This is a genomic window from Enteroscipio rubneri, assembly GCF_963929405.1.
Taxonomy (GTDB): Bacteria; Actinomycetota; Coriobacteriia; order Coriobacteriales; family Eggerthellaceae; genus Enteroscipio; species Enteroscipio rubneri.
The window spans coordinates 837,948-863,635 of sequence record NZ_CAWVIN010000002.1 but is presented as its reverse complement, the minus strand read 5'-3'; the positions used below and the strand labels follow the sequence as shown (position 1 = coordinate 863,635).

Here is a 25,688-nt window from a genome sequence, read left to right as displayed (position 1 = left end):
GACGGAAAGGGCTATTTCGATGGACCGAAACCGACGAAACTACTTCAGCGCCTGATAACCCTTGCGAATTTGCTTATGTGTGATAAAGAAGCAATAGAAGTGCAAAAAATTTTGCCGTTCCTATCCGACACTTGGCCATTGTGTCGGATAGGTCGGGCGGTTATTCGGGCAAGTCAATCTTGCCGACAAAGCTGTAATAAATCTCAATGTCCTGCCTGCGGGTGCCGTTCTCATCATAGCTGCACTCATGCACCACAATTTTCTCGATCATTTCCCGCAAGAGAGTGGGGGTCAGTTCTTCAAAGGCAAGGTGCTTGCGGACAATGCCCATAAATTTCTCGGCGTTGACGGTAGCTGCCTGTGACTTGTCCAGTTCGGCTTGCAGGGCGGCGGCTCTCTTTTTCAGCTCCGCTTGCTCGGCTTCGTAGTCAGCCGACAGTTCCATGAAACGCTCATCGCTGATTTTGCCGTTTACATTGTCCTCATACAGCCGCTTGATAATGCGGCTGATTTCAGAAATGCGTTCCTGCGCCTGTTCAAGCTGCTTGATGGCTGCGGCGGTCTTTCGCTTGCCGCCGATCTCGTTCTGCTGGACAAGTAGTTTCACAAACCGGCTCTCATGCTTGGCTGCGTATTCGGTCACTTGCCGGAGATTTGCCAGGACACCAGCGGTCAACAGATCGGTGCGGATAAAGTGCGCCGTACAGTTGCGGGTGCGCTTCTTGTAGCTGCCGCAGATGTAGCAGTCCTGTTTGCGGTCTTTGTTCTGATACCGCTGCTGATACAGCACATGGCCGCAGTCGGCGCAGAACAAAATCCCGGAGAACAGCCCCACTTCATCGTAGCGGTTCGGGCGTTTGCGCTGTTTGCGTAACTCCTGCACCCGTTCCCATGTTTCCTTGTCGATGATCGGCTCATGGTGGTTCTCGAAAATGGCCTGCTTCTCGACGGGGTTCTCTATGCTGTGCTTGACCTTATAAGAAGGCTTTTCCGTTTTGAAGTTCACCAGACATCCGGTGTACTCTCGGTTTTCGAGGTTGTGCGTTCTCCTCCCAGATTTTTTTACTTTCCTCTGTTCCCATGTTCTCTCCCACTCCCCAAATTTGCTTTTTTGCTTCCATTAAATCTTCCTTACTATATTCCATTGTTACCCTCCATAACTTCTGATTGTTGCCGTCTTGACGATTATGTATCTTTACATTACCTTCTGAAACATATGGCGCACCTTGTCCAGGCGGCTGTTTGGACGGCGGGGCTGGATGACCGGCTGACCGACAGCGGCCTGATATCCTTTCAGCTCTGTAAGGCATACGCTCCGCCCGTTGGTGTAAAAGGCCAGATCAGTACGGTATGCCTGTATACAGCGGGCGGGAATCTCGCCAGTAAAGACAACTTCATCCTTTTTTACCTGGGCCGTTTCGATGGTGGCACAGTATTTCGGTGCATCATGATAAGCCCTGGAAAGGTATTCCTGGGGCGCATAGAGGATGAAGGAGAGATAAGGTTCCAGCAGCTGCGTCCCCGATTCCTTCAATGCCTGTTCCAATACAATCGGGGCCAATGAGCGGAAGTCCGCCGGCGTGCTGACCGGACTGTAATAAAGCCCGTATTCAAAGCAAATCTTACAGTCCGTTACGTTCCAGCCGAACAAGCCCTGCTCCAGCCCGTAACGGATACCATCCCTGACAGCGTTTTGAAAACTCTGGTTCAAGTATCCCAGCGAAACCCGGCTCTCGTATTGTACACCGGAGCCAAGCGAGAGTGGTGTAACAGACAGTCCTATGGATGCCCAAAACGGGTTGGGCGGCACCTCGATATGGATGGTGTGGCTGGCTGCTTTGAGCGGCCGCTCCATATAAATGAGGGAGGGTTCCTTTACCACTGTTTCAAGCTTGTATTTTTCCGACAGCAAAGCGGAAACAACCTCCAACTGCACCCGGCCCAAAAAAGAAAGAATGATCTCATGGGTGATGGAATCCACTTCGCAACGCAAAAGCGGGTCAGTATCCGCAAGTTGCGTAAGAGCGTCCAGCAGCCGTTCTCTTTGCGCTGCCGTTTTCGGCGCAATCGTCGTCCGCAGCATGGGGAGGGGGTCCTCGCGCCACCTTTTACGAGGGAGCCGGGTTTGGTCCCCTAATACATCGTTTAACCTCACGCTGTCGCTGGGAAGGATAACAATTTCACCCTGATAAGCGGTGTCTGTCCGAACAATTTCCCCTTTGGATGGAATACGCATCTCTGTGATTTTCAGCTTTTCTCTCCCGGCCAGGGCCACCGTATCCCGCAGGCGCAGCGTTCCGCTGTATAACCGTAGATAGACACGCCGCTGGCCGCAATCGGTGTACTCAACCTTGAAAACGCTGCCGCATAGGGCGGCGCCCCCCTGTTCCCCAATCGGTTGGAACAGCCCTGTCACCGCATCCATCAACGGTTGAATGCCAAGGCCATTTTTGGCGCTGCCATGATAGACTGGGAACAGGGAGGCGTCTTGAACCCGCTGCTGTTCCTCCCGCGCAAGTTTTTCCCGGCTGATTGGTTCTCCTGCGATATACTTTTCCAATAATTCATCGTTATTTTCGATGACCGCATCCCATGCTTCTATGTCGGTATTTTCCTCCAGGACTATTTCCGGGGACAGCGACACCGTCTGCTTGATGATAATATCGGCGGAGAGCTTATCCCGAACAGACTGAACCACGCTCTGCAAATCAACGCCAGCCTGGTCGATCTTGTTGATAAAGATAACGGTGGGAATGTTCATTTTCCGCAGGGCATGGAACAGAATACGGGTCTGGGCCTGCACGCCATCTTTAGCGGAGATCACCAAGATGGCCCCATCTAAAACAGCCAAAGAGCGGTACACCTCCGCCAAAAAATCCATGTGGCCGGGCGTATCCACAATGTTAACTTTACATCTGTGCCACTGGAAGGAAGTGACTGCCGCTTGAATGGTAATCCCACGCTGCCGCTCCAAAAACATGGTGTCCGTCCTCGTTGTCCCTTTTTCGACGCTCCCCGGTTCTGAAATGGCTCCGCTGGCATATAGCAGGCTCTCCGTCAAGGTCGTCTTTCCAGCGTCTACATGGGCAAGAATTCCAATATTGATTATTTTCATGTGATTGTCCTCCCTTTACAGCCCCAAAGGGCATAAAAATCCCCAGCAGTAAAATACTTTTACCACTGGGGATTATAAGTTGCGGACATACACATATACAGCATACACCTGTTTGTGATTGCTGTTTTTGGGGATATGTCAAAATTGATAAGGCAAAAGTATTCTTAAATTGGGTACAAAAAACTAAGCACCTACAAAAGGAGCTATCATAATCCTTTGTTCCCACTATTTGATTATAGTTTTATTTAAGAATACCTTGCCGCATATTTTTTACTCCTTTTCTGGTTTAAATCATTGTATCACATCAGTTTTAGGAAAGCAAGTACCTAAAAGAAATTTTTCTTCCCCTTATATGTAACAATCATACCGGCTTCCTAGCGTTCAGAATGTTTTCTGCTGTCTGCTGTGGTGTTTGGTTGGAATTGTCCAACCAAAAGCCGATCCGTGGTGTTGTCTGCATTTTACTAAATACAAATTCAATGTATACAGAAAGATATAAGGAGTGGGAGGGATTCCGCCGTAGTTGGCATTGTAGGAAAATCCAAAAGTTTAGATTTTCCCACAATGCTTATCTTTTGGTCTTTGGTTCGGAATAGTGTAGTGCTGGCGGTCTATCTCTTGTTTTCGGTTGCTTGCTTCCTTACCGTACATGAGCATCTAAGCACGGGTGATATTGTGCTTGATTTTTTCTCAGGCTCAGCATCGACCGCCCATGCCATGTTCCTGCAGGAGCTCGGAAAAGATGATCGCTATCAGTTTATCCTTGTCCAGCTTCCAGAGCCTTGTGACCCGAAACGCGACGCCTACAAGGACGGGTATGAGACTCTCTGCGACATAGGCGAAGGACGCATTCGCCGCGCAGGCGACAAAATCAAAACCGAGCTCGAGGAATCCAACCGTCAACTCAAGCTTGGCGAGGGACCCAAGCAGCTTCCCGACATCGGCTTCCGTGTGTTCGAGCTCGATGAGTCCGGCATTGAGAAGCCCGAGCCCGGTCAGCTCCTCTTCGACGTGGTCAAGCCCGATCGCTCCGATATGGATATCGTCTTCGAGATGATGCTCAAATGGGGCCTCGAGCTCACGCTGCCCGTCGAGAAGTCTGAAGCCGCGGGCTATCCCATCTGGTCCGTCGCTTGCGACGAGCTCGTCTGCTGCATGTCCCGAGGCCTCACCATTGAGGCGCTCGAGGCCATCGCCGACATGGAGCCCAGGCGCGTTCTCATCCTCGATTCCGTCCTCGACGACACCCTCAAGCTCAACGCCGTGCAGATCTTCAAGCACGCCGGCGAGCGCATGGGCTGTGAGATCGAATTGAGGACGGTCTAGCATGGCGGCGCTCGAGTTCAAGTTCTCATCCGACCAGCAGCACCAGCTGGAGGCCATCGAAGCAACCTGCGACCTGTTCCGCGGACAACAATTTATTGGCAGCGTATTCTCCGCCGATTCCGGCCGCAAAGGCCAGACGGCAATCGGCGAGCTCATGGTCGGCCACGGCAACGAGCTTCGCGTGGCGCCGGGCCAGCTCCTCGACAACCTGCACGCCGTGCAGGAGGAGGGCTGCCTCCCGGCAACCGACGTCCTCACCGATGGGCGCCTGCGAGACTTCACCGTCGAGATGGAGACCGGCACCGGCAAGACCTACGTCTACATCCGCTCCATCTACGAGCTAAACCGCCGCTACGGCATCACCAAGTTCGTTATCGTCGTGCCGAGCGTGGCCATCCGCGAGGGCGTCCTCAAGAGCCTCCAGACCACCCGCAGGCACTTCGAGACGCTCTACGACCGCACGCCGCTCGACTACTTCGTGTACGACTCGAAGGACATGGGGCCGGTGGGTAACTTCGCCACGTCGAGCTCCATCCAGGTCATGGTCATCAACATCGACGCGTTCAACAAGGGCCTCGAGAAGGATGGCACCGCGAAGGAGGGCAACCTCTTCCACCGTCCCAGCGAGAAGCTCACCGGCGGCTTCAGCCCTCGCGAGCTCGTGAGCGCCTGCAAGCCCGTCGTCATCATCGACGAGCCCCAGAGCGTCGACAACACCAAGCAGGCCAAGGCCGCCATCAAGAGCCTGAACCCGCTGTTCGTGCTGCGCTACTCGGCCACGCACAAGCAGGCCTACAACATGATCTACCGCCTCACGCCGGTCGACGCCTTCGAGCGCCACCTGGTGAAGGGCATCTGCGTGGACTCGATCAAGGCCGAGGCGAACCTCAACGGCGCGTACGTGAGGCTCGAGTCCGTCAAGTCCGACCCGTTCTCCGCCAAGGTGTCCATCGACGTGCGCCAGGCCGACGGCACGCAGAAGCGCAAGGCCGTCACGGTGAAGACCGGCAACGACCTCTACCAGAAGAGCGGCGAGAACAGCGACTACGAGAGCGGCTGGGTGGTCAACAACATCGGCGCCGCAGTGGGCGACGAGTTCATAGAGTTCCAGAACGGCGAGGTGCTCGAGCTCGGCGAGGCGCTGGGCGACGTCAACGAGGAGGTCGTCAAGCGCGCGCAGATCCGCCGCACCATCGAGGACCACCTGGCCCGCCAGTTCGAGCTGTGGCCGCGCGGCGTGAAGGTGCTCTCGCTCTTCTTCATCGACCGCGTCGACCGATACCGCGTCTACGAGCCCGAAGTCCACGACGGCCTGTACGCCCTGATGTTTGAGGAGGAGTACGCAGGTGCCCTGAACTCGAAGGCGCCTCGTCGCATCGCAAAGGCGGCGGGGATCGGCAAGGGCACGTGGCTCGAGTGCTACGAAGCCGTCGGCGCCCCGCTGGTGCGCGACCCCCACGCCGTGCACCAGGGATACTTCGCCAAGGACAAGAAGGGCAAGTTCAAGGACTCCAAGGGAGCCGCCGGCACCGCCGACGACGCCGGGGCCTTCGAGCTCATCATGCAGAAGAAGGAGACGCTCATCTCCTTCCCGGACGGCAAGGACGCGGACAAGGACGTCTCTTTCGTCTTCAGCCACTCCGCGCTCAAGGAGGGCTGGGACAACCCCAACGTGTTCCAGATCTGCACGCTCGTCGAGACAAAGGACAACCTGACCAAGCGCCAGAAGATCGGCCGCGGTCTGCGCCTGTGCGTGAACCAGGATGGCGAGCGCCTGTACGACCCAGAGGCGAACGTGCTCACCGTCATCGCGAACGAGAGCTACGACGACTTCGCCAACGGCCTGCAGAAGGAGCTTGAGGCTGAGGACTTCAAGTTCGGCGTCATCACTCCGGAGAGCTTCACGAAGGTCACGGTCAAGGGCGATGATGGCGTCGAGGAGCGCCTGGGCTACGAGAAGTCCAAGCAGGTCTACGACCACCTCGTCGCGACCGGCATGGTCGACGGCAAGGGCGCGGTGACGCCCGAGCTGAAGGCGGCCGCCGAGGAGGGCAAGGTCGAGCTCCCCGCCGAGCTCGAGCCTGCCAAGGAGCAGGTCGAGGCGATCATCATCCACAAGTCCCAGAGGGTCCAGATCCGTGACAAGGCCAAGGAGGTCTCGGTCGAGCTGCAGAAGGACGTCACGCTCGACCCTGCGTTCCAGGCCCTGTGGGACCGCATCCGCCAGCGCACGCGCTTCCAGGTCGAGGTCGACTCCGGCAAGCTCATCGAGCATGCCATCGAAGCTGTCGACGGCATGCTCGCCGTGCGCCCGCCCCAGGTGACGAGCGAGCGTGCCTCGCTGGGCATCGACGACGCGGGCGTGAGCGCCGAGGGCACGGGCACCTCCGTGGTGTCCGTTTCGGGAAAGGTGAAATACGACCTTCCCGACCCGATCGCAGAGCTGCAGGACGCCGTCGGGCTCACCCGCGGCACCATCAAGGCGATCCTCGAGGGCTGCAGCCGCCTCGACGAGTTCGAGATCGACCCCGCGACCTTCCTCGCGCAGGTCGGCGACAAGATCAACCGCGTGAAGAACGACCTCATCGCCCAGGGCATCAAGTACGTGCGCCTTCCCGAGGACGAGTGGTACACCATGCGCGACCTCGAGCTTGACGACTACACGGCCTACCTTGGGCAGAACGCGTGGAAGCCGGACATGACGAGCAAGAGCCTGTACAACTACGTGGTCTACGACTCGGCGGGGGTCGAGCGCTCCTTTGCCGAGGCTCTAGACAAGCAGGAGGAGGTTCTCGTGTTCGCGAAATTGCCCTCGGCGTTCAAGATCGACACGCCGCTCGGCAGTTACAACCCCGACTGGGCGTACGTCGAGGAGGCCGACGGCGAGCGCCGCGTGTACTTCGTGACCGAGACCAAGGGCGGCAAGAACGGCGAGCCCGCCCTGCGCGACGCGGAGAAGATCAAGATCGGCTGCGCCAAGAAGCACTTCGAGGCGCTGGACCTCGGAAACGACTTCCATTACAACGTGCGCACGACCTACCAATACGAGGCGGTGAAGGCTTAGGATGTCGAAGCTGCCCGGAAAGATGACGCGAAAGCAGCACTGGGTGCCGCGGTTCTACCTGCGCCATTTCGCGGATTCCTCCGGGCAGCTTCATGCCTACAGCAGACAGAAGGGCTCCTTCTTCCGCACGAATTGCGAGAACCTTTGCAGCATGCGCGATCTTTATGAGGTCGAGCATGCCGATGCGACAGGCGATGCGACAGACAGATTCTATGCGCAGAACCTCATCGAGGTTAAGCTATCTGAGCTCGAGAGCCGCATCGCGCCGCTTTACGATCGCTTTTTGGAACGCCAGAAAGAAGACCAGTGCGAAGACGAAGGGTATTCTGATGGGAAAGCCGCCGTTTGCGAGCTGGCAGCAAATATCATCGTCCGGCACCCTATCAGTATGCGCGTCGACAAGAAATGGTCACGCGAGACTGCCGAAGAGCTGCTCAGAAACGTTCATCTGACACCCTATGAGCTCGGCTTGCTCGATTGGTCGGATTGGCGCGGGGATTCCCAAGCGGTGGTCGAGCTTGCCGCCGCCGCAACCATGCTCTTCTCCAACGATGATATTGTGCCAGTTAACCGTATTCGAAAGGCTTTTTTTGAGAAGAGCTTCTCCATCCTTAGGGCACCCGTCGGCTCAGGGTTCGTTACGACGTCGATGCCTATGTTCATCATCGGGCCCGAGGACGACTCGTACGATTTTCATCTCGCGTATATGCCGTTGAGCAGTGAGTATGCTGCGGTCTTTTCAGATGACCCTCTATTTCCGCCGTTTGCGAGACTCGGTTTTTCGGGCGTCGAGTTCATGAACCGACTTCTTCTGCTTAACTGCGAGCATTGGGATGTCGCCATATCGAGGGGAAGCGGCCCGCTCGAGCACGCGGTACGCGATTGGAGTCAAGCGAACAGTGCCGAATTCATGCACGAGATGTTCACGCGCGACGGCAGGGAGCTATCCCTCGACACAGTGATCTACGACCGCTCGAAGAAGAAGGGGCAGACGATGATCGATACCATCGACCGTGGCTGCCTCGAGGGCGGCTGCCTTGATGACGAGGACCTGCGCATCATCTTCGAGCACCTTCTGGGGAGAAGACGGCAAGGACCGGGAACATTAAAGGGTCAAGCAGCGTATTGATAAAATTGACCCCGCCAGCAATAACCGCAAAGGATAGATAGGGCTTTAAGGATGGATGCAGGAAAAGCAACGATAAGCGGCGTGTTCAACGGATCGCGCCTGCTCGAAATACCTTTTTACCAAAGGGCGTACGTCTGGGGAGAAGAGCAATGGGAGCGTTTCCTCGGCGACATGGAGTTCGTCACGGCCTCGAAGCGGCCCTATTTCCTGGGCTCCATCATCCTGAAGCAGGCCTCCTCCGGCAACACCTGGTCCGAGGTCTCCGAGGTTCGCACCGTCATCGACGGCCAGCAGCGACTCACGACCATGGTCATCTTCTTCAAGGCACTCTGTGCAAAAAACGGCACCAACAATTTGTTTGAGCGAGATTTCGTCCTGGAGACCGGCGATGTCGCCTTGCGGCACGGCAAGTACGACCGGCAGGATTTCGAAAAGGTCGTCAGCGCCACGGGCTGCGAACCCCTCGAGGGCTCCTCGGCCATCGTCCTTGCCTACAACTACTTCCTCAAGAATATCGACCCGGAGAAGGTCGACAGGAACACGATCAAGTCGAACGTCCAGTTCGTCTGCATCGATCTTACCGAGGGCGAGGACGAGCAGCAGATATTCGACACCATCAACTCGCTCGGGGTGCGCCTGACGACGGCGGAGCTCCTTAAGAACTACTTCTTCAACCGCGAGAACGAGCAGGCGTTCAAGGAGTGCTGGGAAGACGTCTTCGAGCCCACGGCTGAGAAGAGGGAGTATTGGGAGCAGGAGATCGTTACCGGGCGCATCAAGCGCACGCTCGTCGACCTCTTCTTCGACGCGTTCCTCCAGATCCTGGTTCAGGACAAGAGGCGTGGCGTCACGACCGAGGACAAGCTCTTCTATTCGCGTACTTCGAACCTCTTCCAGTCCTACAAGGACTTCATCGGCAGGTACTGCAACGGAGACAAGGACGAGATCCTCAGCAGCATGAAGGCGTATGCCAAGGTGTTCGAGTCCACGTTTGACCCAAGCTACTGCGACGCGGACATCCCCTCCGCCCCCGGCATCGAGCGCCTGAACGTGCTCATATTCGGCCTCAAGAACTCGACGCTCATCCCGTACGTGCTCTACGTTCGCAAGAACGCGGAGTCTTCGGGCGAGGAATCCGAGGTCTTCGCCCTGCTTGAGACCTACATCGTCCGCCGAACGCTGGTTCAGGCGACCACGAAGAACTACAACAGGCTGTTCACCTCGCTGATCCTGAACGGGGTGAAGGACGCGGAGGCGCTGAGGAAGGCTCTCGAAGCCAATGACGAGGCGACGACGTACATGCCCGGCGACGCCGAGGTTCGAGCGGCATTCGAGGAATCGTGTCTGTACAACCTCCAGTCCAAGGGCGTCCTCTATCTGCTGGAAAGCGCCATTCGCCCAGGCATGAGCAGCACGGCCCTGCTCGGGTTCAACCAGTACACCCTCGAGCACATGATGCCCAAGAAGTGGCGAAACAAATGGGGAGCCCTCGACGATGAGGCTGCCACGCGAAGGGACCGGAAGCTCCTCACGCTCGGCAACCTCGCCATCATCACGCATTCGCTCAACGCCTCCATCCGCGATGCCGATTGGACCACCAAGAAGCAGGGAAAGGGATACAAGGACGGCTTGGCCCTCTGCGCCGCCGGCCTTGCGACCATGGCCGATGCCCTAGAGAAGGAGTCTTGGAACGAGGGCGATATCGCCGATCGCGCCGAATGGCTTGCGGACAAGGCGTTGGAGGTCTGGCGCTAGGCCCTACCTGCGTCCCATCTCGAAGATGCTTGCGGTGTCGGAACCCGCATCGATGACGGATGGAACCGGCTCTTCCAAAAACGTAGTTCGTGGCGATGTCTCTTCCGTCGGCGCGTCAACAGGCTCGCCGAGCGCTAGGAAGAACCTCATCACGTGCTCAATTCTCTGTTGCAGGGACTCGCTCAGCTCGCCGTAGGAGGCCGCCAGCCGCACCTCCTTGGCCAATTCCGCCATCGAGTCCCTCAGTGCCTTCTGCACGCTCACGGAGGGCCTCACCTCGACCTGGGTATCGGTGAGCTTGGCGATGATGTAGTCCTGCCTGTTCATGCCGCTCCAGGCTGCCATCTCGCATATGAGCTTGCGCTCCTCGGGCGTGCAGCGGAACGCCATCGTCTTGCTGCGCTTGCGGGCGCTGTTCTCGCACGGCATCCTTCTTACCCCCTCGCCCCGTCGAGCGCGGCGGCCATCTCGTCCTGCTTCGTGGGGAACAGGTGCGCGTAGCGGTAGGTGATGTCCACCGCCTCGTGGCCCATGCGCTCGGCGATGGCCAGCGCGGAGAAGCCCATCTCTATCAGCAGGCTCACATGGCTGTGGCGTATGTCGTGTATGCGGATGCGCTTCACGCCCGACGCCTTGCACCCGCGCTCCATCTCGTGGGCCAGGAAGTGCTTGGTCACGGCGAACAGGCGCTCGTCGGGGGCGACGTCGTCGCGCATCTCGATGAAGTCCGCCATCTCGTCGCGCAGGAAGGCGGGCATGACGATCGTGCGCACGGACTTGGGCGTCTTGGGGTCGGTCACGGTGTCAACGCCGTTGAGGCTCTGGTACGACTTGTTGATGCGCAGCCGCGAGCTCTCCAGCATGAAGTCGGACGGCGTGAGCGCCAGGAGCTCGCCGCAGCGTATGCCCGTCCAGTAAAGCAGCTCGAAGGCGTGGAATGAGAGAGGCTTGTCCATGACGGCCTCGCTGAACCTCAGGTACTCGTCCTTGGTCCAGAACTGCATCTCGCCGCCCTTCTTCGAGCCTATCTTGTCGACCCTGCGCACCGGGTTGTCGCTGAGGCCGTAGTAGCGCTCGGCGTGGTTGAAGATGGCGTTGAGCTGGTTGTTCACTGTGCGCAGGTACGTCGGTGCCCAGGGCTTCCCGTCGGCGTCCCGGTGCTCGGTGAGCTCGTTTTGCCACCTGATGACGTCGATCGGCCTCACGTCGCACATGCGCATGTCCCCGAAGAACGGCACGAGCTTGTCGTTGATGATGTACTCCTTGGTGATCCACGTGTGCTCGCGTATGCGCGGCTTCACCTCGGAGGCGTACACCTCGACGAACTCGGAGAACGTCATGTCCATGGCCCCGCCGTTAAGGCTCTTGAACTGGCTCTCCCACACTGCGGCCTCCACCTCGGAGGAGAAGCCGCGCTTCGTCTTGTGGCGCTTCGAGCCGCGGGCGTCGCGGTAGTAGCACTGCACGTAGAACGTGCCGTTGCCGTCGTCCTTGTACACGGGCATGTCAGTCCACCTCCGGGAAGTACAGGGCGTCGAAGACGTCGCTTCGAACGCGCCCGCGGATGACCACGCGCCCGCGCGCCTCCTGCTCGGCGTTTATCTTCCTGATCACCTCGTAGGCGCTGCCTTTCTTGATCCTCAGCAGCTCCGCGACCTCGTCGGCGTCCAGCATGTGCGGCCTCGGCGTCTTCGCCACCTTCTCGTCCATGGCTCCTCCAATCAATGGCGTACGGATACGTACGGTTCACAGATTCAGAGTAAACGTACATATCTGTACTGTCAATAGAATTGCGTACATTTGCGTACGCTGATAAGATGTGCTGGTACGTAATTCCAGGAGGAGGGCTCATGTCCGTAGGCGAGAACATAAGGCGGTACCGCAAGTCGCGCGGCATGACGCAGGCGCAGCTCGCCGAGGCGGTCGGCCTGACCGAGGGGGCCGTGCGCCACTACGAGAGCGGCATCCGCGCCGTGAAGCCCGAGCTGCTCGAGTCCATCTCCGCGGCGCTCGGCGTGTCCGTCAACGCCCTCAAGGATTACGGCGTCGAGACTGCGGGCGACCTCATGTCGCTGCTCGTGCGGCTCGAGGACTCCTTCGGCATCGTGCCCGCAGCCGACGGCACGGGCCTCTCCCTGAACCCCAAGGCGCCGCACGCGCCCAAAGCCGCGATGGCGATCGAACTGTGGGCAGAGAAGCGCGCGCAGCTCGAAAACGGCAAGATCGACGCCGACGAATACGAGGACTGGAAAGCCTCGCTGTAGCGGCTCTCCGCATTTCGCGATCAACGCAACCGAATCAGGACGGTGGACCAGGCGGCGAGCGCCGCTCGGGCCTGCGTAAGCTGAGTTTTTACTCCCCATTGCATGCCAAGGCATTTCCGGCGCACCTGGGGAGTAAATGACGCGGTGGCTTACACGGCGGCACGCGGCAGTACGCCGCGGCATTTCCCCTGGTTACTCCCGTTTTCATTGAGGCGGCGAGATTCTTTACTCCCCATTAACCACCTGGGAAAACGCTGTGAGAAGACCGCCGAAAAGCCTATTGAGTTCGATTTGAGTTTCACAGGCCCCGAAACGGCCCCGTTTGGCTCTCGGAGACAAAAATCGCGCGTCTACTCACTTGGGATGAATCCTTACTCCCGTTCCTCCGAATGCCGCACCGTGCCTTGCCGTCTTGAAACACGGGGGAGTAAATTGCGAAATCGCAGGTGAAAGGGAGTAAAACGACAAAGAAAAAGCCTCCGTCCCAACGCGGGAACGGAGGCTCGGTTATCGTATTTACTCACCAACATCGCTGGCGGCTTTGCCATGACTCTCGTACGAAACGAAACTCAGCGGCACAGTGCGGCACTCAAAAATGCAGGTCAGAACCCTATCAGCCTACTCCCACTCTACAAAAGAAAAGTGGTCTGTTTTTGCAATTCTGCTCTTGGTCTATCCGTGGTTACTTCCTGTTATCGATCGTATCCCGACGGCTCACTCCTTCTGCCGCGAAGAAGGAGTCTTGCGGATTGGCGGATCCTCTTCTCCTGTATGGTATTTCGACCAGAAGAAGGACGCTAGCCGGCTGATGCCGCTTTCTTCGAGCGGGTAAGTCTCCGTGATTCTCCCCCTGTCCATTACGGCGACGTGCGTGCAGCACGATAGCGCGAACTCCGGATCGTGCGTGATGACGACCTGCGTGATGCCCCGTTCACGCACGCGGCGGATGCCTTCGGCGACCTGTCGCATGTGGAAGAGGTCGAGACCGCTCGTCGGCTCGTCGTAGACGACGAGCGCCCGGTTGGTGGCAAGCGCTTGGGCGATTGCGACGCGCTGGCGTTGCCCGCCCGAAAGCGACAGTGGGTGATCTTCGGCGAACGGATCGAGGTCGAGGTCGCGCAGGATGTCGAGGCCGCGTTGTTGCCGGTCGGGTCCTTCCATGCCGAGCGTCACCTCGTCGAGCACGCTTTCCGAGAAGAGCTGGTGGCTCGCATCCTGCATGACCATGAAGCACGTGCGCCTGCGAGCGCGCTTTCCCAGACGAGTTCCGTCCAAAGTTACGGTTCCGTCGCATCGGTTGAGGCCGCATACGGCTTCGGCGAACGTCGACTTTCCAGCGCCGCATGCGCCGACAAGCGCCGTGATGCTTCCGGCGGGAAGCTCGAGGCTGGCGATCTCGAGGGTTTTCTCGAGGACTCCGTTTTTCCGGAAGCGTGCTGTCAGGTTCTCGAAGCGCACCACGTTTTTTCCGAGCGTTGCCTTTTGCGCATTGGACATCGCTGGGGTGCCACAGCAACCGCTGTTTCGGAAGATGTCGTCGATGCTTCGTGCGCGCAGACCGAGCTGTATGCGCTCGGCGTCGTCGAGCCGCGCGAACTCCTCAGCCGTCCATCGGTGCGCGAGGCGGCCGTTTTCGAGGTAAAGCACGTGATCCACAATTCCTTCGAGGTAGTGGAGCCGGTGCTCCGCCACGAGCACGGCGACCCCTTCGGTCTTCCAGCGCGCGATGGCCGATCGAAGCTGTACGATCGCCTCGAAGTCGAGGTTGGACGACGGTTCGTCCAGCACGATGAGCGCGGGAGACGTAGCCGCGGCGCTTGAACACGCCACGCGCTGCTTCTGACCGCCCGAGAGAGAAAAGAGGCTTTCGTCGATCAGGGGTGTTAGATTGAACTCCTTTGCCGCGGCGTCCACCCGCCGTTCGATGTCGGCAGGCTCGAATCCCAAGTTCTCGCACCCGAAGGCTATTTCTCCTCGGACACCCACGCTGTAGAACTGGGTTTTGGGATTCTGAAAGACGCTGCCGACGAATCGCGCGGTTTCCCAGAGCTGCGCGTGTGCGACATCGAGGCCGCACACGCGCACGGTGCCGGTTTCCGACCCTTCGTAGAAATGCGGGGCGAGGCCGTTCGCGAGCCGCGTGACGGTGGTCTTGCCGCAGCCGGAGCGTCCGCACAGCAGAGCCACCTCGCCCTTCCCGAGCGACAGGGAAATTCCCTCGACGCCCGATCCGGAGCGCCCTCCTGCATAGGAGAACGAAACGTCGTCCATGAAAAGAACGGGAGCCTCGGTCTTCGTTTCTTTTTTCATGCGATCGCCCCCGGGAAAGCAAGGCCCAAAGCGAGGATTGCCGTTGCGGCAAGCGACGCGGCGATAACCGCCGCATCGACCGGCGTGAACCCGATGCTAGCGATGTTCGTCCTCGGCCAGGGCGCGCCGAGACCCCTGGCCAGCGCGGCCGCGGATAAGTCTTCGCCGATGGAGACGGCGCAGCTCATGAGCGGAACCAGACAGTTCTCCGCATAGGCGAACCCGCGGGAGGTCGGGGTGATGTTTCGCATCCGCATGGCGGAGTTGATCGCCCGCGCTTCTTGGCCGAGCGTGGGGAAGAACCTGAACAGCACCGACAGCGGGATGGTAATCCAGTCGGGCATGCGCATGCGCGCCATGGCCGCCATGAACTCGGATACCGTCGTCGTGGCGAACACGAAGTACGCGAGCGCGAGCGTGGGCACGAAGCGGGAGACCACCGTCGCCGTTGCCACGATGACCGTGCTCGCCATGCCTTCAAGCGCGGGCGCGGCGAACGCAGCGAGCGCGTAGGTCCCAAGATACGCCGCGAGCATGAGCCCCGCTGCGCGTGTGCGCCCCGATATCGCGAGCAAACCGAAGGGGAACAGCAGCATCGCCGTGCGCACGGCGAACATCGCGCCCCCGTTTCCTCCGAGCAGGAGCACCGTCGAGACTGCGAACAGCATCACCATCTTCGTGCGCGGGTCGAGCCGCACTGTCCGCTCTCCCGCATTTGACCGAAGCAGCTCCATCGTCCAAGACCCTCTCGTGACGTTTCTACGCGATGCCTGCGCGCTTGAAGTGCTTCTTTAGGACGGCGCGTCCTATGAAGCCGCCGATGATTCCTGCGACGAAGCATGCTACGAGCAGGATCGGATAGAGCTCCGGTTGCAGGTAGGTCATGAGTTCGTTCACGTAGGCGTCGCCGTATTGAGCGCGCACGGTGGGCAGGTACGTGTCGGCGGTGAGGAGGAAGGGGAGGAAGTTGCCGATGATCCAGCAACTGAATATGCCGTGAGACAGGATGGCGCGCGATGCCGACGCATAGCCGCCTGATTTCCAGACGAGGTCGGCGATAAGCCCGAAAACGAGACCCGTCGCGATGGAGAAGTATCCCATACCGGTGATGAACATGATGATGCCGATGAGCAGGCCGAGTATCGTGATCATTCCGAACTTGCGGGCGCGCGTGAGGAAAAGCATGTACGGGATGCCCGCGACGAGCGGAACGATTCCGCAAATCGCCGCCATGAGGATGGGGATGAACCCCAGGCACGCCACGGCAAACACGACGACGAAGTAGATCGCCGTGAAGATGCCTATGTTGATGAGATCTTTTCCTACGAGTCTCCCTCCCGTTTTCGACGTGGAAGCGGATGCGTTCCCAGTGATTTTCATGTGCGAATCCTTTCCCGTGCGGCTCTTCGGCCGCCGCATCTTCTATGAAGTTAGCCATATGCAACAACAATCCATTTTGGCGAATACGCACAGAGCTGCAACTCCGAATAGCCGCGCGTGCTCTAAAAGGCCGCACGTCCTGTAGGGCGGGAGGGTTCGATTCGCGGGCGTTCGGGACGGCGCCGCCACTGCGTGGGGGAACAGCCGAACGTTCGGCGAAATGCCTCGTCGAACGCCGAGGTGCGCGCGTATCCCACCGCGCGCGCTATGCGCGCCACGTCCGCCTCCCCGGAGCCGAGCAGGCTGCAGGCGGCTCCCATACGCTCCGCCCGAAGGCGCTCTGCCACGCCCATCCCTCGCACGTTCCTGAAAGCGTCGTAGAGACGCGAGCGGCTCACGAAAAGCTCGTCTGCGATCGCCTTTACGGTGAGCCCCTCGGAAAACCGCGCCGAGATGATCTCCTCTGCCCGCTCCACGATCGCGCGGTCCGTCCGCCCCGCTTCGTCTTCGACCCAAGTGCGGGAACGGGCCAAGAGGGCGGTTGCCGTTTCGAGCGCTTTCGCGTGAAAATACGGCGCCGCTCCGGGCCGCGACGCCCGTTCGGGGGTGAACGACCTGAGAATGGAGAGCATCTCGGCGGGAGGGCCCGCAGGATCAAGTGCGCGCATCGTGTCCTCCGTGTTTCCGAAATCGTCGGGGAATCTCTTTTTCAAACCCTCAAAGTAACCGGGCGTGTAGGTGAGGCTCGTCGACTCGTAAAGGGCTCCCGCCTGCATCAGGCAGCGCGTGGTTCCTCCCGCCTGGGAGAACGAGACGACGTTCTCGCGCTCCGCGACCGCTTGGGCGGGCGCATTCGGCAGCGAGCGAAGCGTCGCCGACGATCCCGAGAAGACGCAGAAGAAGTCCGTCGGGCGCTCCTCGAGGATGAGCGGTTTCTTCAGGCGAATCGAATGCATACTGACGAGGCACTCCTCGCCGAGCGCCGCCGTCCAGAGAAACCCTTCGCCGAGCGATTCCGGAAGCGTTGCGTACAGACCGCAGCGAACGGATTCCATCCTGAGGGACAGTTGCTCTATCTGCGGTTCCACGAACGTCCGCAAATGCTGCGGGATAGCTGCTCGTAGTGCGCTCATACTCGATCTCCTGCGGTTTCGCGATTGTCCGAATTCGTTTCGAGAACGTCTCCGTTTCCAGGACGTGAAAACGGAGAACCCATGCGTGATGATATGTTAACTGCAACTAACTATCAAGTGCGTCGAAGACGACGGTTTCATCGGGGAGGCGCACGGGATCAAGATCGGAGGTTTCGTATGGACAAAAAGGAGGAGCCATCCCGCAGACGCAGCGCCGTGTCGCGGCTGCTCGATTTCGCCGGGCCGCGCAAAGCACTCACCTACCTGGGTTGCACGCTTTCCGCGATCTCCATGGTCGTGGGGTTCGGGCCCTACGTGTGCATCTGGCTGGTGGCGCGCGACCTTATCGCCGTGGCTCCCAACTGGAGCACGGCTACGAGTATCGCGGTGTACGGATGGTGGGCGCTCGGGCTTTCCGTCGCGTCTATCCTGCTGTACTTCGCAGGACTCATGTGCACGCATCTGGCGGCGTTTCGCTGCGCGGCGAACATGCGCAAGAGGGCGACCGAGCATCTGATGCACACGAGCCTGGGGTATTTCGACACGCATGCGAGTGGTGCGCTGCGGCGCGTGGTTGATGGCTGCGCGGCGGAGACAGAGGGAATGCTTGCCCACAAGCTGCCCGATACCGCTGGTTCGGTGGCGATGATCGTGGGCATGCTGGTACTGTTTTTCGTGTTCGACTGGCGGCTGGGTCTTGCATGCCTGGTGCCGGTGATCCTTTCGCTCATTTGCATGTTCTACATGATGGGCGGGCGCGGTATGGAATTCATGACGAAGTACATGGAATCTCTCGTCAAGATGAACAAGACGGGCACCGAGTACGTACGCGGCATCCCCGTGGTGAAGGTGTTCCAGCAGACGGTGCACTCATTCAAGGCGTTCCATGATGCCATTGAGGAGTTCACCCGTCTTGCGCAGGACTATGCGGTGAGATGGTGTCGCACGCCGCAGTCATTATCGCTGACCATCATCAACGGTGTGGCGCTGTTCTTGGTGCCGGTGGCCATTCTTCTGGCGCCGGGTGAAGGCGATTTTGGCGCGTTTCTGGCCAACTTCGCGTTCTACGCCATCTTTTCGGCGGTCATCCCCACTGCCATGACGCGCGTGATGTTCATGTCGGATGCGCTGCAGTCGGCCACCGATGCGGTGAACCGCGTGGAAGAGGTGCTGGCGGCTCCGATGATAAAGGCACCCGCCGCGCCGAAGGAGCCGGTCGATAACTCCATCGTGTTCGACGACGTTAGCTTCACTTACGAAGGAGTCAACGAGCGCGCGCTGTCCCATGTGAGCTTCAGCGTGCCGGCGGGGTCGACCGTGGCGCTGGTGGGGCCGTCCGGCGGAGGCAAAACCACGGCGACCAGCCTGGTGCCTCGTTTTTGGGACGTATGCGCGGGGCGCGTGCTGGTGGGCGGCGTGGATGTGCGGAGCATGGACCCGCACAGACTGATGGAGCACGTTGCGTTCGTGTTCCAGGCAAACCACCTGTTCAAGCAGAGCGTGCTTGAGAACGTGCGCGCGGCGCGGCCCGATGCTACGCGCGAAGAGGTCGCCCGCGCGCTTTCCGCCGCCCAATGCGACGACATTATAGAGAAGCTGCCTGACGGCGTAGATACCGTATACGGCGCGGCGGGCGCTCATTTCTCCGGCGGCGAGGTGCAGCGGCTCATGCTGGCGCGAGCCATTATGAAAGATGCGCCCATTGTGGTGCTGGACGAGGCCACGGCCTTCGCCGATCCGGAAAACGAGGCCAAGATACAAAAGGCTTTCTCCGAGCTGGCGAGTGGGCGCAGTGGCGAGAAGCGCACCGTGTTGATGGTGGCGCACCGACTTTCCACCGTACGCAAGGCCGACAAGATCGTGGTGCTGGATGCCGGACGTGTGGCGGAACAGGGGACCCACGACGAGCTGCTGGCGGCGGGTGGCCTGTACGCACGTATGTGGGCGGACTACGAGCGCGCTGTCAGCTGGAAAATCACGTCCGAGGAGGTGGCGTAGATGTCTATCAAAGAGAAATACGGCCTCACCGACGAGGGCGTGCGCAATGTCAAGCTGGGTGCCGCGTGGACGGCGATATCGAACATCGCGGTGTTTGCGGGCGTGGGAATCCTATTCCTCGCGATGGGGGCGTTTGTCGACCATGTGATAGGAGGCGCGCCGCTGCCCGATCTTCTGCCGTATCTGGCGGGGCTTGTCGTGTTCATAGTGGTGCTGTTCGTCACCGAGTACTTCGCCTACTACTACCAGTACGGCGTCATCTACAACGAGAGCGGCCGGCAGCGCATCGGGCTGGCTGAGCGTCTACGGAAGCTCCCGCTGTCGTTTTTCGGGCGGCGCGATCTGGCCGACCTCACCGAGACCATCATGGGTGACGTGAAAACCATCGAGCATGCCTACAGCCATGTGCTGCCCGAGCTGTACGGCGCCTACATCATGCTGGGCGTGGCGGCGGCGGGGTTGCTGGTGTTCGACTGGCGACTGGCCATCGCGGCGCTGTGGAGCGCGCCGGTAGCGCTGGGGCTGCTGTTCGGCGCGCGGGGCATCCTGGCGCCGCTCGTGCGCGAGACGCGTATGAGGAACATTGTCGTGTCCGACGACATCCAGGAAGCACTTGAATGCGTGCGCGAAGTGCGCGCCACCAACCAGGAGGAACGCTATCTTGAACATATCCGCGCCGACGTGGACGCTGCCGAAAAGCAGACCATCAAAGGCGAGCTTATGATGGGCGTCTTTGTAAACGGCGCGCAGATCGTGCTGCGCCTGGGGCTTGCCACCACAATCTTGGCGGGCGCTGCGTTCGTGCTCGACGGCACCTGCAGCTTCATGACGCTGTTCTGCTTCTTGCTGGTGGTGTCTCGCATCTACGCGCCGTTCGACCAGTGTCTCATGCTCATCGCCGAGCTGTTCGCGGCCAAAACAGCGAGCGCTCGTATGAAGAGTTTCTTCGAGGAACCCCTGGCTCAAGGAGGCAACGATTACGCACCGCAGGGTCACGACGTCGTGTTCGACGACGTGTCGTTTTCCTATGACGGCGGCGATCGGGTTCTCTCGCACGTGCAATTCACGGCGCGCGAGGGCGAGGTCACTGCTCTCGTAGGACCTAGCGGAAGCGGCAAGTCGACGTGCGCGAAGCTCGTGTGCCGCTTCTGGGACGCAACGTCCGGCCGCGTGACCGTAGGCGGCGTAGACGTGGCGACGGTCGACCCCGAGGTACTGCTGGGGGACTTTTCCATGGTGTTCCAGGACGTCGTGCTGTTCGACGACACCGTAATGGGCAATATTCGCCTGGGCAGACGCGGCGCATCCGACGAGGAAGTGCTCGCCGCGGCGCGGGCTGCCAACTGCGATGAGTTCGTCTCCCGCATGCCACAGGGCTACGCCACGATGATCGGCGAGAACGGGGCGCGCCTTTCCGGCGGCGAGCGCCAGCGGATCTCAATTGCGCGGGCGTTGCTCAAGGGCGCGCCTATCGTATTGCTCGACGAGGCGACCGCGTCGCTTGACGTGGAGAACGAGACGGAGGTGCAGCAGGCACTCTCGAGGCTGCTCGCCGGTAAGACTGTCATCGTGATCGCCCATCGCATGCGCACGGTGGCGAACGCCGACAAGGTGGTGGTGCTCGACTCCGGACGTGTTGTCGAGCAGGGCACCCCGATCGGGCTTATGGAGCGGGACGGCCTGTTCGCCCGCATGGTCCGTCTTCAGCAGGAAAGCGCCCAATGGGCCCTATAGGGAATCGTCGTGGTTCTGACGAGGGTTCTGCCCGTCTCCGCATCCGTGATTCCTCCGAGGACTACCTCGAGGCTATCCTCATCATCCACGCCGAGCGCGGGCACTGCCGAAACGTCGACATCGCGGAGCATATGGGCGTCACCAAGCCGAGCGTGACCAAGGCGCTCGTCAACCTGGCGCAAAAGGGCCTTGTTGACGTCGTCGACCGCGACGCGAGGCTCACTTCCGAAGGGCGCCGCCTCGCCGAGGAGACGCTCGCCAAGCACCGTTTCTTCAAGCGGCTGCTCTGCGACGCCGGGGTGGATGCGGAAGTCGCGTCAGAGGAGGCGTGCCGCATGGAGCACTGCATATCCGACCCTTCCTTCCGTCGCCTTGCGGACCATCTTGCGGACCTGCGGGAGCAGGGCAAGAACGGGTGACCGGTCGGGCGTCCGCGAGCCCAGGCAAAACTTATTGAATTCGGCGGCGCACGCAGCCAGTACGGCTGGCGGCATGCGCCGCTTTCGCCCGCCCGGCGGCCCTCGTGCGGGCGACGACACGATACCGAGCGGCGACGATGGCAACGGGCATCGCGCCATCGCCGCCGGACCCCGCGACTCTGAGATGCAGCGTCTGCCGCTCCGAAAGGAGCAGACGCATGACAGCCGAATCAGCGGGATACCCGTTCGCTAAGGTCCCCGTGCCGATCCAGGACACCTACTCGGTGGCGGAGATTGCGATACTACTGCGCGTGAGCAGGAACGCGGTCTACGAATGGAGCCTCCTCGAGGACGACCCCCTGCCGCTCAGGAGGATGATGGGAAGGAGAAGAGGGCGCTTCGCGTTCAGGGACGAGCTTTTCGAGTGGAGCAAGCGGCACGCGGAGTGAGCTTCGATGTCACAAATCTCCAATCGGAGCTGAAAGCGCTCTTCTCGTTTCGTGGTCGGGCTCTAACGTTGATTCCTGGACTGCGACAGCATGCAATCTTGTTCCTCCGAAACGTCTCCGTAGTTGCGCCTAGTTTAGTTTGGCTTAGCCTGCTTTTCCTCCGATTCTGACCGTTGCGGAATCGATCTCGATGAGAAGCCCTGAGTCGAGTTAGATTCACTCACGGTTGTTGAGCGCATACCGTCTGCATTGCCCTAGTGCAAGCACGCATCGAAAGCGAACCAAGCCCTCTGATACTGGTCTGCGCTATCTAACTTCGGAAGAACGGTAGCATCGGACGCGGTCTTGCCCGGGGTATGTCAGAAAGTGGTTAAAGTCTCCGTTGATGCCAAATGAGGGGAGCCGCCCGGGGCTGCGAACTCAAAGCTTGGTGTGGCCGCCATGGGCCTACCATTCTTTCTTGCTCCATCGAAATCCATCGGCGCCGAGATTGTGCTTAGCTCGTCAGTGCATTGTCTGTCCGAGAACCGAACGGGAGTCGAATCCGCCGCGAACATAGGACTTTCGGCTTTGCTCCTCGCTGTGGTGGATACTAACAGCTGACCTCATCACTGCTTTTATCGCTGCTGTCCATCTCTTCTGATTTCTGCTCTTCCAGGAGCTTGTTTATGCCATCCCTGACTCCCTCTAGCAAGGATACGAATTCGTCAAAAACCTTTTGCTTTACCTTGCCAGCATCCTGGACATCAATTTCGTATTTGCTTCCAGGTTCGAAATCGAAAAGTTCGAACAGCGTCTTTGCGTTGGTTGAATTGTCCTTAATGACAACCTGCTTTCCCTCGCTATTGCTGAGAACGATTTCTTCCTGCTGGTTGCCTTCTATAGTGATTTTAATTTCGCGTGCCATACGCTTTCAACCTCCTTGCCAGAGCCTGCCGTCCGCCGTCCATGTTTTCCGCGATCCATTCAAGAGCTTCGCAGCCTTCGTCCTCAAGGCATCCGGACTTAAGCGAAAGCGAAAAGCGTCTTTTGTCGTCGCGCGAACCGGATGCGATGATCACGTTGTCTGCGTCTAGGTTGACGACGAGTAGAGGATTGTGGGTGACGAGTATAACTTGCGCCTTGTCCCTCAGCCCCTGGATTGCTGCAGATAGCTCTTTGGAAATCTTTAGGTTAGAGATGTTGTCTTCGGGCTGGTCGATAAGTAACACATCTGCCTGGGTCACGTTTTGATCGAGCAAGACTTCGTAATATATCAGCGCCTTTTCGCCGAACGTGTTGCCGATAACTCGTTCTGAGGTGCTCTGACGTTTAACCTCCTGCTCCGTTTTGCAAAGAGAATCCAGAAAAGACTCGAGGTTCTTCTTGACCGTTTCGTCGACCTTGTCGACCTGCCTAGTTCCCCTGACAGCGTTGCACAAGGATTCCTCCGCATCGATCTTTTCGATAGCGGTTTTGTCGAATCCGTCATTGAACAGGGACTTGTAGAATTCCTCTTCGACCTCTTCGACTGTTTTGGTCACGTATGGAGCGTAAGACCGGAACACATATCCGCCAGCACGTTTATCCACGTAGCCGATACCCTGGTCGTAGTATTTCGACAGTGAAGGGAAGGAAGGGTACTCTTCTTTGATGTCCAGAAACGCCTGCGCTTGCTGAATGACTTTCGAGATGACCGCTTGCTTCAGTGCGTTATAACTTTCGGCTTGTCGATCGAGATTCGTGGAGGTCCTATTCGTGCTAGCCTTGTACTGCGTAATGGAGGTGAGGATGACGTTCTCGACAGAGCTGAATAGTCTTTCGGAGGTCAGTCTTTTCTCGACAGAAGACAAGGCATCGTTTAACGAAGCCAGTGCCTCATTCAGGCTCTTCAATTCGTCGGGGGTGTATATGAGTTCGTTGTCTTCGATCTCGGATTTTAGTTGTGCGATGATTGACCTCAATGCCGCAAAGCGATTTTCGAGTTGCGAGTAGTCTCTTGCCGCGAAGCCTTCGGTTGATACGGATACAAAGAACGTCTTGCGTAGGTATTCCTCCTTCACGGTCAAGGCGCTGCTCGCGGCTTCGTCAAGCGTTTGCTTTGCTCCTATGCGCCTGCGCACCCATTCCATTACCCGATTTGCGAACGTTGTGATTTGCGACCTGAAATCTTGGCAGTTGATTTCGGAAAAAAGAGAGCGTCCGTCAGGGTACAGGTCTTTATTGTTGTTGTAGTCGTTAAATAGCTCGCCTTGGAATACCGTCTTGCTCCTATTTGGCAGGGCGGGTATCTCGATTCGGTTATTCCTTTTTGCTGCTTTAACATGGCTCTCTAAATCATTTCCTGAAATCAGTTTAAGAAGTGTTGATTTGCCTGACCCGTTTTCACCAATGATGACGTTCACCCCAGGGCTAAGTTGCGTATCAACGCCATTTACGCTTACTTTTTCCAAGAATGGATAAGAGACGCTGTCGATTCTTCCAAATCTGGTTTCGGGGGAAGTGATTGCGAGCAGCAAACCCCTAAACGAGGGAAGGGCCCTGATGGTTGTGAAGACCGGAGCGCCCTGTTTGACGTTCTTGGAGTCATGGTTGGGGTATACGGCCCATTCGTGACAGTCAATGCCGATAAGCAAGCCGATGGAGTTGCAGAACTCACTCATGTCGACCAGGTTGTTTTTTACGATGCCTTCTACATTGGGGCTCTGAATCTCAATTGCGCTAATATACCCAATTTCCAAATAGTCCAAAAAATCCGAGCAGGCATCGCTGAAGGAATTGGCACCGCCCTTTTGCTCGGGGTCAAGACTCTTCCTTTGATAAGCAACCAAAATGACAGGAAGTTTAATTTCCTTAAGAATGGATTCAAAGCCATCTTTCGAATACTTGTGGTCTTTATTCTTGGGAGCATGCCTGCTCATGACAAGCTCGATGGTCTCGTAGTCTTCTTTTGTCTTGCAGTCAAAATAGGCGAGGATGTGACATGGCTTTTCCGTATCAAGCAAAACATCAAATTCGATTCCGGCAATGATGCCTTTAACTGACGGGTATGATCCTAGCCGAATAAGGCTCTCGGCTTCTATGTAAAGCTTGGAATCGAACGTATTGTGGTCGGTGAAGGAAATAAGATTGATTTTCTCCGTCTCCAATTTCTTGAAGAGCACGGGCAGGTTCTCAACGGTCGATTGGTCAACCACTCCGACACTTTCTTTATATTTACTGGCAATCGAGTGGATGTGCAAATCAATTTTTATGTTCTCATTCAACATCGTGCAGCTCCAAACAAACCAAGTCGAAGCGATAATTGGGCGAGTTGCTTGACGATGCCTTTAGCTTTTCTCTCAAAGCGCTCTTGCCGATTATCGGTATATGTCAAGCATAACCGATTCGTGGGAAACGATTCGGGCACCGTGGCAATCATCCAGCAATTTGGATAAAATATCTTTCTTGAAAAGCTGACGACGTGAGACGCTTTCCTTCTTGTTGCGGAACATAGATCATGGCATCAACAGTGAATAAGCGCGGATTTCATTGGCGTCTTATGGGAGTGCTCGAAGCCGCTGCCTCTGATGGGGGTTTGGGCTCGTTCCGTTTCGAAAGTACTGTTCCAAGAGTCTGCGTCCTTGTGCATTC

At 58.3% G+C, this 25,688-nt stretch carries 21 protein-coding genes and 1 pseudogene; 9 read left to right on the top strand and 13 right to left on the bottom strand.

What is annotated here, in order from left to right; all coding sequences use genetic code 11:
* Positions 1 to 160: 160 nt before the first annotated feature.
* The 4 genes and pseudogenes from ABGT83_RS07285 to tet(W) form a co-directional block, all read right to left on the bottom strand.
* Positions 161 to 835, bottom strand: a complete 675-nt coding sequence (locus ABGT83_RS07285; RefSeq protein WP_428994606.1) for a DUF4368 domain-containing protein — start codon at positions 833 to 835, stop codon at positions 161 to 163.
* Positions 836 to 919: 84 nt separating this feature from the next.
* Positions 920 to 1,021: pseudogene (locus tag ABGT83_RS13465) on the bottom strand (hypothetical protein); the annotation flags it as partial.
* Positions 975 to 1,121 carry a hypothetical protein gene (locus ABGT83_RS13460; RefSeq protein ID WP_428994603.1) on the bottom strand — a complete coding sequence of 49 codons (147 nt, stop codon included), beginning with the start codon at positions 1,119 to 1,121 and terminating at the stop codon, positions 975 to 977. The pseudogene ABGT83_RS13465 and the gene ABGT83_RS13460, both read right to left, overlap by 47 nt.
* A gap of 74 nt (positions 1,122 to 1,195) precedes the next feature.
* Positions 1,196 to 3,115, bottom strand: coding sequence for a tetracycline resistance ribosomal protection protein Tet(W) (gene tet(W) / locus ABGT83_RS07275; RefSeq protein WP_346686693.1), 1,920 nt, complete (start codon positions 3,113 to 3,115; stop codon positions 1,196 to 1,198).
* A gap of 675 nt (positions 3,116 to 3,790) precedes the next feature.
* On the opposite strand from tet(W), the gene ABGT83_RS07270 reads away from it, so the two are divergent.
* The 4 genes from ABGT83_RS07270 to ABGT83_RS07255 are packed head-to-tail and all read left to right on the top strand — an operon-like array spanning position 3,791 to position 10,389.
* Positions 3,791 to 4,441 carry a hypothetical protein gene (locus tag ABGT83_RS07270; RefSeq protein WP_199408098.1) on the top strand — a complete coding sequence of 217 codons (651 nt, stop codon included), beginning with the start codon at positions 3,791 to 3,793 and terminating at the stop codon, positions 4,439 to 4,441.
* Between the two features lies 1 nt (position 4,442).
* Positions 4,443 to 7,505, top strand: coding sequence for a type III restriction-modification system endonuclease (locus tag ABGT83_RS07265; protein ID WP_022349655.1), 3,063 nt, complete (start codon positions 4,443 to 4,445; stop codon positions 7,503 to 7,505).
* Between the two features lie 43 nt (positions 7,506 to 7,548).
* Entirely contained in the window at positions 7,549 to 8,634 is a 1,086-nt protein-coding gene (locus ABGT83_RS07260; RefSeq protein WP_346686690.1) for a DUF4238 domain-containing protein, read from the top strand.
* Between the two features lie 51 nt (positions 8,635 to 8,685).
* Positions 8,686 to 10,389 carry a DUF262 domain-containing protein gene (locus ABGT83_RS07255; protein WP_346686688.1) on the top strand — a complete coding sequence of 568 codons (1,704 nt, stop codon included), beginning with the start codon at positions 8,686 to 8,688 and terminating at the stop codon, positions 10,387 to 10,389.
* A 3-nt stretch (positions 10,390 to 10,392) separates the two neighbouring features.
* Here ABGT83_RS07255 and ABGT83_RS07250 read toward each other — a convergent pair whose 3' ends face one another.
* From ABGT83_RS07250 to ABGT83_RS07240, 3 genes are read right to left on the bottom strand one after another with little or no spacing between them, the layout of a single operon-like run.
* Positions 10,393 to 10,818 carry a plasmid mobilization protein gene (locus ABGT83_RS07250; protein WP_032746262.1) on the bottom strand — a complete coding sequence of 142 codons (426 nt, stop codon included), beginning with the start codon at positions 10,816 to 10,818 and terminating at the stop codon, positions 10,393 to 10,395.
* Positions 10,819 to 10,823: 5 nt separating this feature from the next.
* Positions 10,824 to 11,894 carry a site-specific integrase gene (locus tag ABGT83_RS07245; protein ID WP_022349660.1) on the bottom strand — a complete coding sequence of 357 codons (1,071 nt, stop codon included), beginning with the start codon at positions 11,892 to 11,894 and terminating at the stop codon, positions 10,824 to 10,826.
* Position 11,895: 1 nt separating this feature from the next.
* On the bottom strand, positions 11,896 to 12,099 hold the full coding sequence (locus ABGT83_RS07240) for a hypothetical protein (RefSeq protein WP_006681531.1): 204 nt from the start codon (positions 12,097 to 12,099) through the stop codon (positions 11,896 to 11,898).
* A 140-nt stretch (positions 12,100 to 12,239) separates the two neighbouring features.
* Here ABGT83_RS07240 and ABGT83_RS07235 point away from each other — a divergent pair, with 140 nt between their 5' ends.
* The gene (locus ABGT83_RS07235; RefSeq protein ID WP_022349661.1) at positions 12,240 to 12,653 is read left to right on the top strand and encodes a helix-turn-helix domain-containing protein; all 414 of its coding nucleotides are present in this window, start codon (positions 12,240 to 12,242) and stop codon (positions 12,651 to 12,653) included.
* A 714-nt stretch (positions 12,654 to 13,367) separates the two neighbouring features.
* Here ABGT83_RS07235 and ABGT83_RS07230 read toward each other — a convergent pair.
* From ABGT83_RS07230 to ABGT83_RS07215, 4 genes are all read right to left on the bottom strand, one after another.
* Positions 13,368 to 14,963, bottom strand: coding sequence for an ABC transporter ATP-binding protein (locus ABGT83_RS07230; protein WP_283831883.1), 1,596 nt, complete (start codon positions 14,961 to 14,963; stop codon positions 13,368 to 13,370).
* Complete coding sequence (locus tag ABGT83_RS07225) at positions 14,960 to 15,697, bottom strand: energy-coupling factor transporter transmembrane component T (RefSeq protein ID WP_283831884.1); 738 nt, start codon at positions 15,695 to 15,697, stop codon at positions 14,960 to 14,962. The genes ABGT83_RS07230 and ABGT83_RS07225 overlap by 4 nt, the downstream gene beginning before the upstream one ends.
* Before the next feature lie 25 nt (positions 15,698 to 15,722).
* Positions 15,723 to 16,343, bottom strand: coding sequence for an MptD family putative ECF transporter S component (locus tag ABGT83_RS07220; protein WP_283831885.1), 621 nt, complete (start codon positions 16,341 to 16,343; stop codon positions 15,723 to 15,725).
* A gap of 122 nt (positions 16,344 to 16,465) precedes the next feature.
* The gene (locus ABGT83_RS07215) at positions 16,466 to 17,476 is read right to left on the bottom strand and encodes a helix-turn-helix domain-containing protein (protein WP_283831886.1); all 1,011 of its coding nucleotides are present in this window, start codon (positions 17,474 to 17,476) and stop codon (positions 16,466 to 16,468) included.
* A gap of 177 nt (positions 17,477 to 17,653) precedes the next feature.
* Here ABGT83_RS07215 and ABGT83_RS07210 point away from each other — a divergent pair, with 177 nt between their 5' ends.
* The 4 genes from ABGT83_RS07210 to ABGT83_RS07195 all read left to right on the top strand — a co-directional run bounded on the left by ABGT83_RS07210 (position 17,654) and on the right by ABGT83_RS07195 (position 22,076).
* Complete coding sequence (locus ABGT83_RS07210) at positions 17,654 to 19,474, top strand: ABC transporter ATP-binding protein (RefSeq protein ID WP_283831887.1); 1,821 nt, start codon at positions 17,654 to 17,656, stop codon at positions 19,472 to 19,474.
* Positions 19,475 to 21,208 carry an ABC transporter ATP-binding protein gene (locus ABGT83_RS07205; protein ID WP_283831888.1) on the top strand — a complete coding sequence of 578 codons (1,734 nt, stop codon included), beginning with the start codon at positions 19,475 to 19,477 and terminating at the stop codon, positions 21,206 to 21,208.
* Entirely contained in the window at positions 21,196 to 21,627 is a 432-nt protein-coding gene (locus ABGT83_RS07200) for a metal-dependent transcriptional regulator (protein ID WP_283831889.1), read from the top strand. The genes ABGT83_RS07205 and ABGT83_RS07200 overlap by 13 nt, the downstream gene beginning before the upstream one ends.
* A 218-nt stretch (positions 21,628 to 21,845) precedes the next feature.
* Entirely contained in the window at positions 21,846 to 22,076 is a 231-nt protein-coding gene (locus ABGT83_RS07195; protein WP_283831890.1) for a helix-turn-helix domain-containing protein, read from the top strand.
* Positions 22,077 to 22,668: 592 nt separating this feature from the next.
* Here ABGT83_RS07195 and ABGT83_RS07190 read toward each other — a convergent pair.
* Entirely contained in the window at positions 22,669 to 22,983 is a 315-nt protein-coding gene (locus ABGT83_RS07190; protein ID WP_346686681.1) for a hypothetical protein, read from the bottom strand.
* On the bottom strand, positions 22,967 to 25,324 hold the full coding sequence (locus tag ABGT83_RS07185; RefSeq protein ID WP_013979983.1) for an ATP-binding cassette domain-containing protein: 2,358 nt from the start codon (positions 25,322 to 25,324) through the stop codon (positions 22,967 to 22,969). The genes ABGT83_RS07190 and ABGT83_RS07185 overlap by 17 nt, the downstream gene beginning before the upstream one ends.
* Between the last annotated feature and the right edge of the window lie 364 nt (positions 25,325 to 25,688).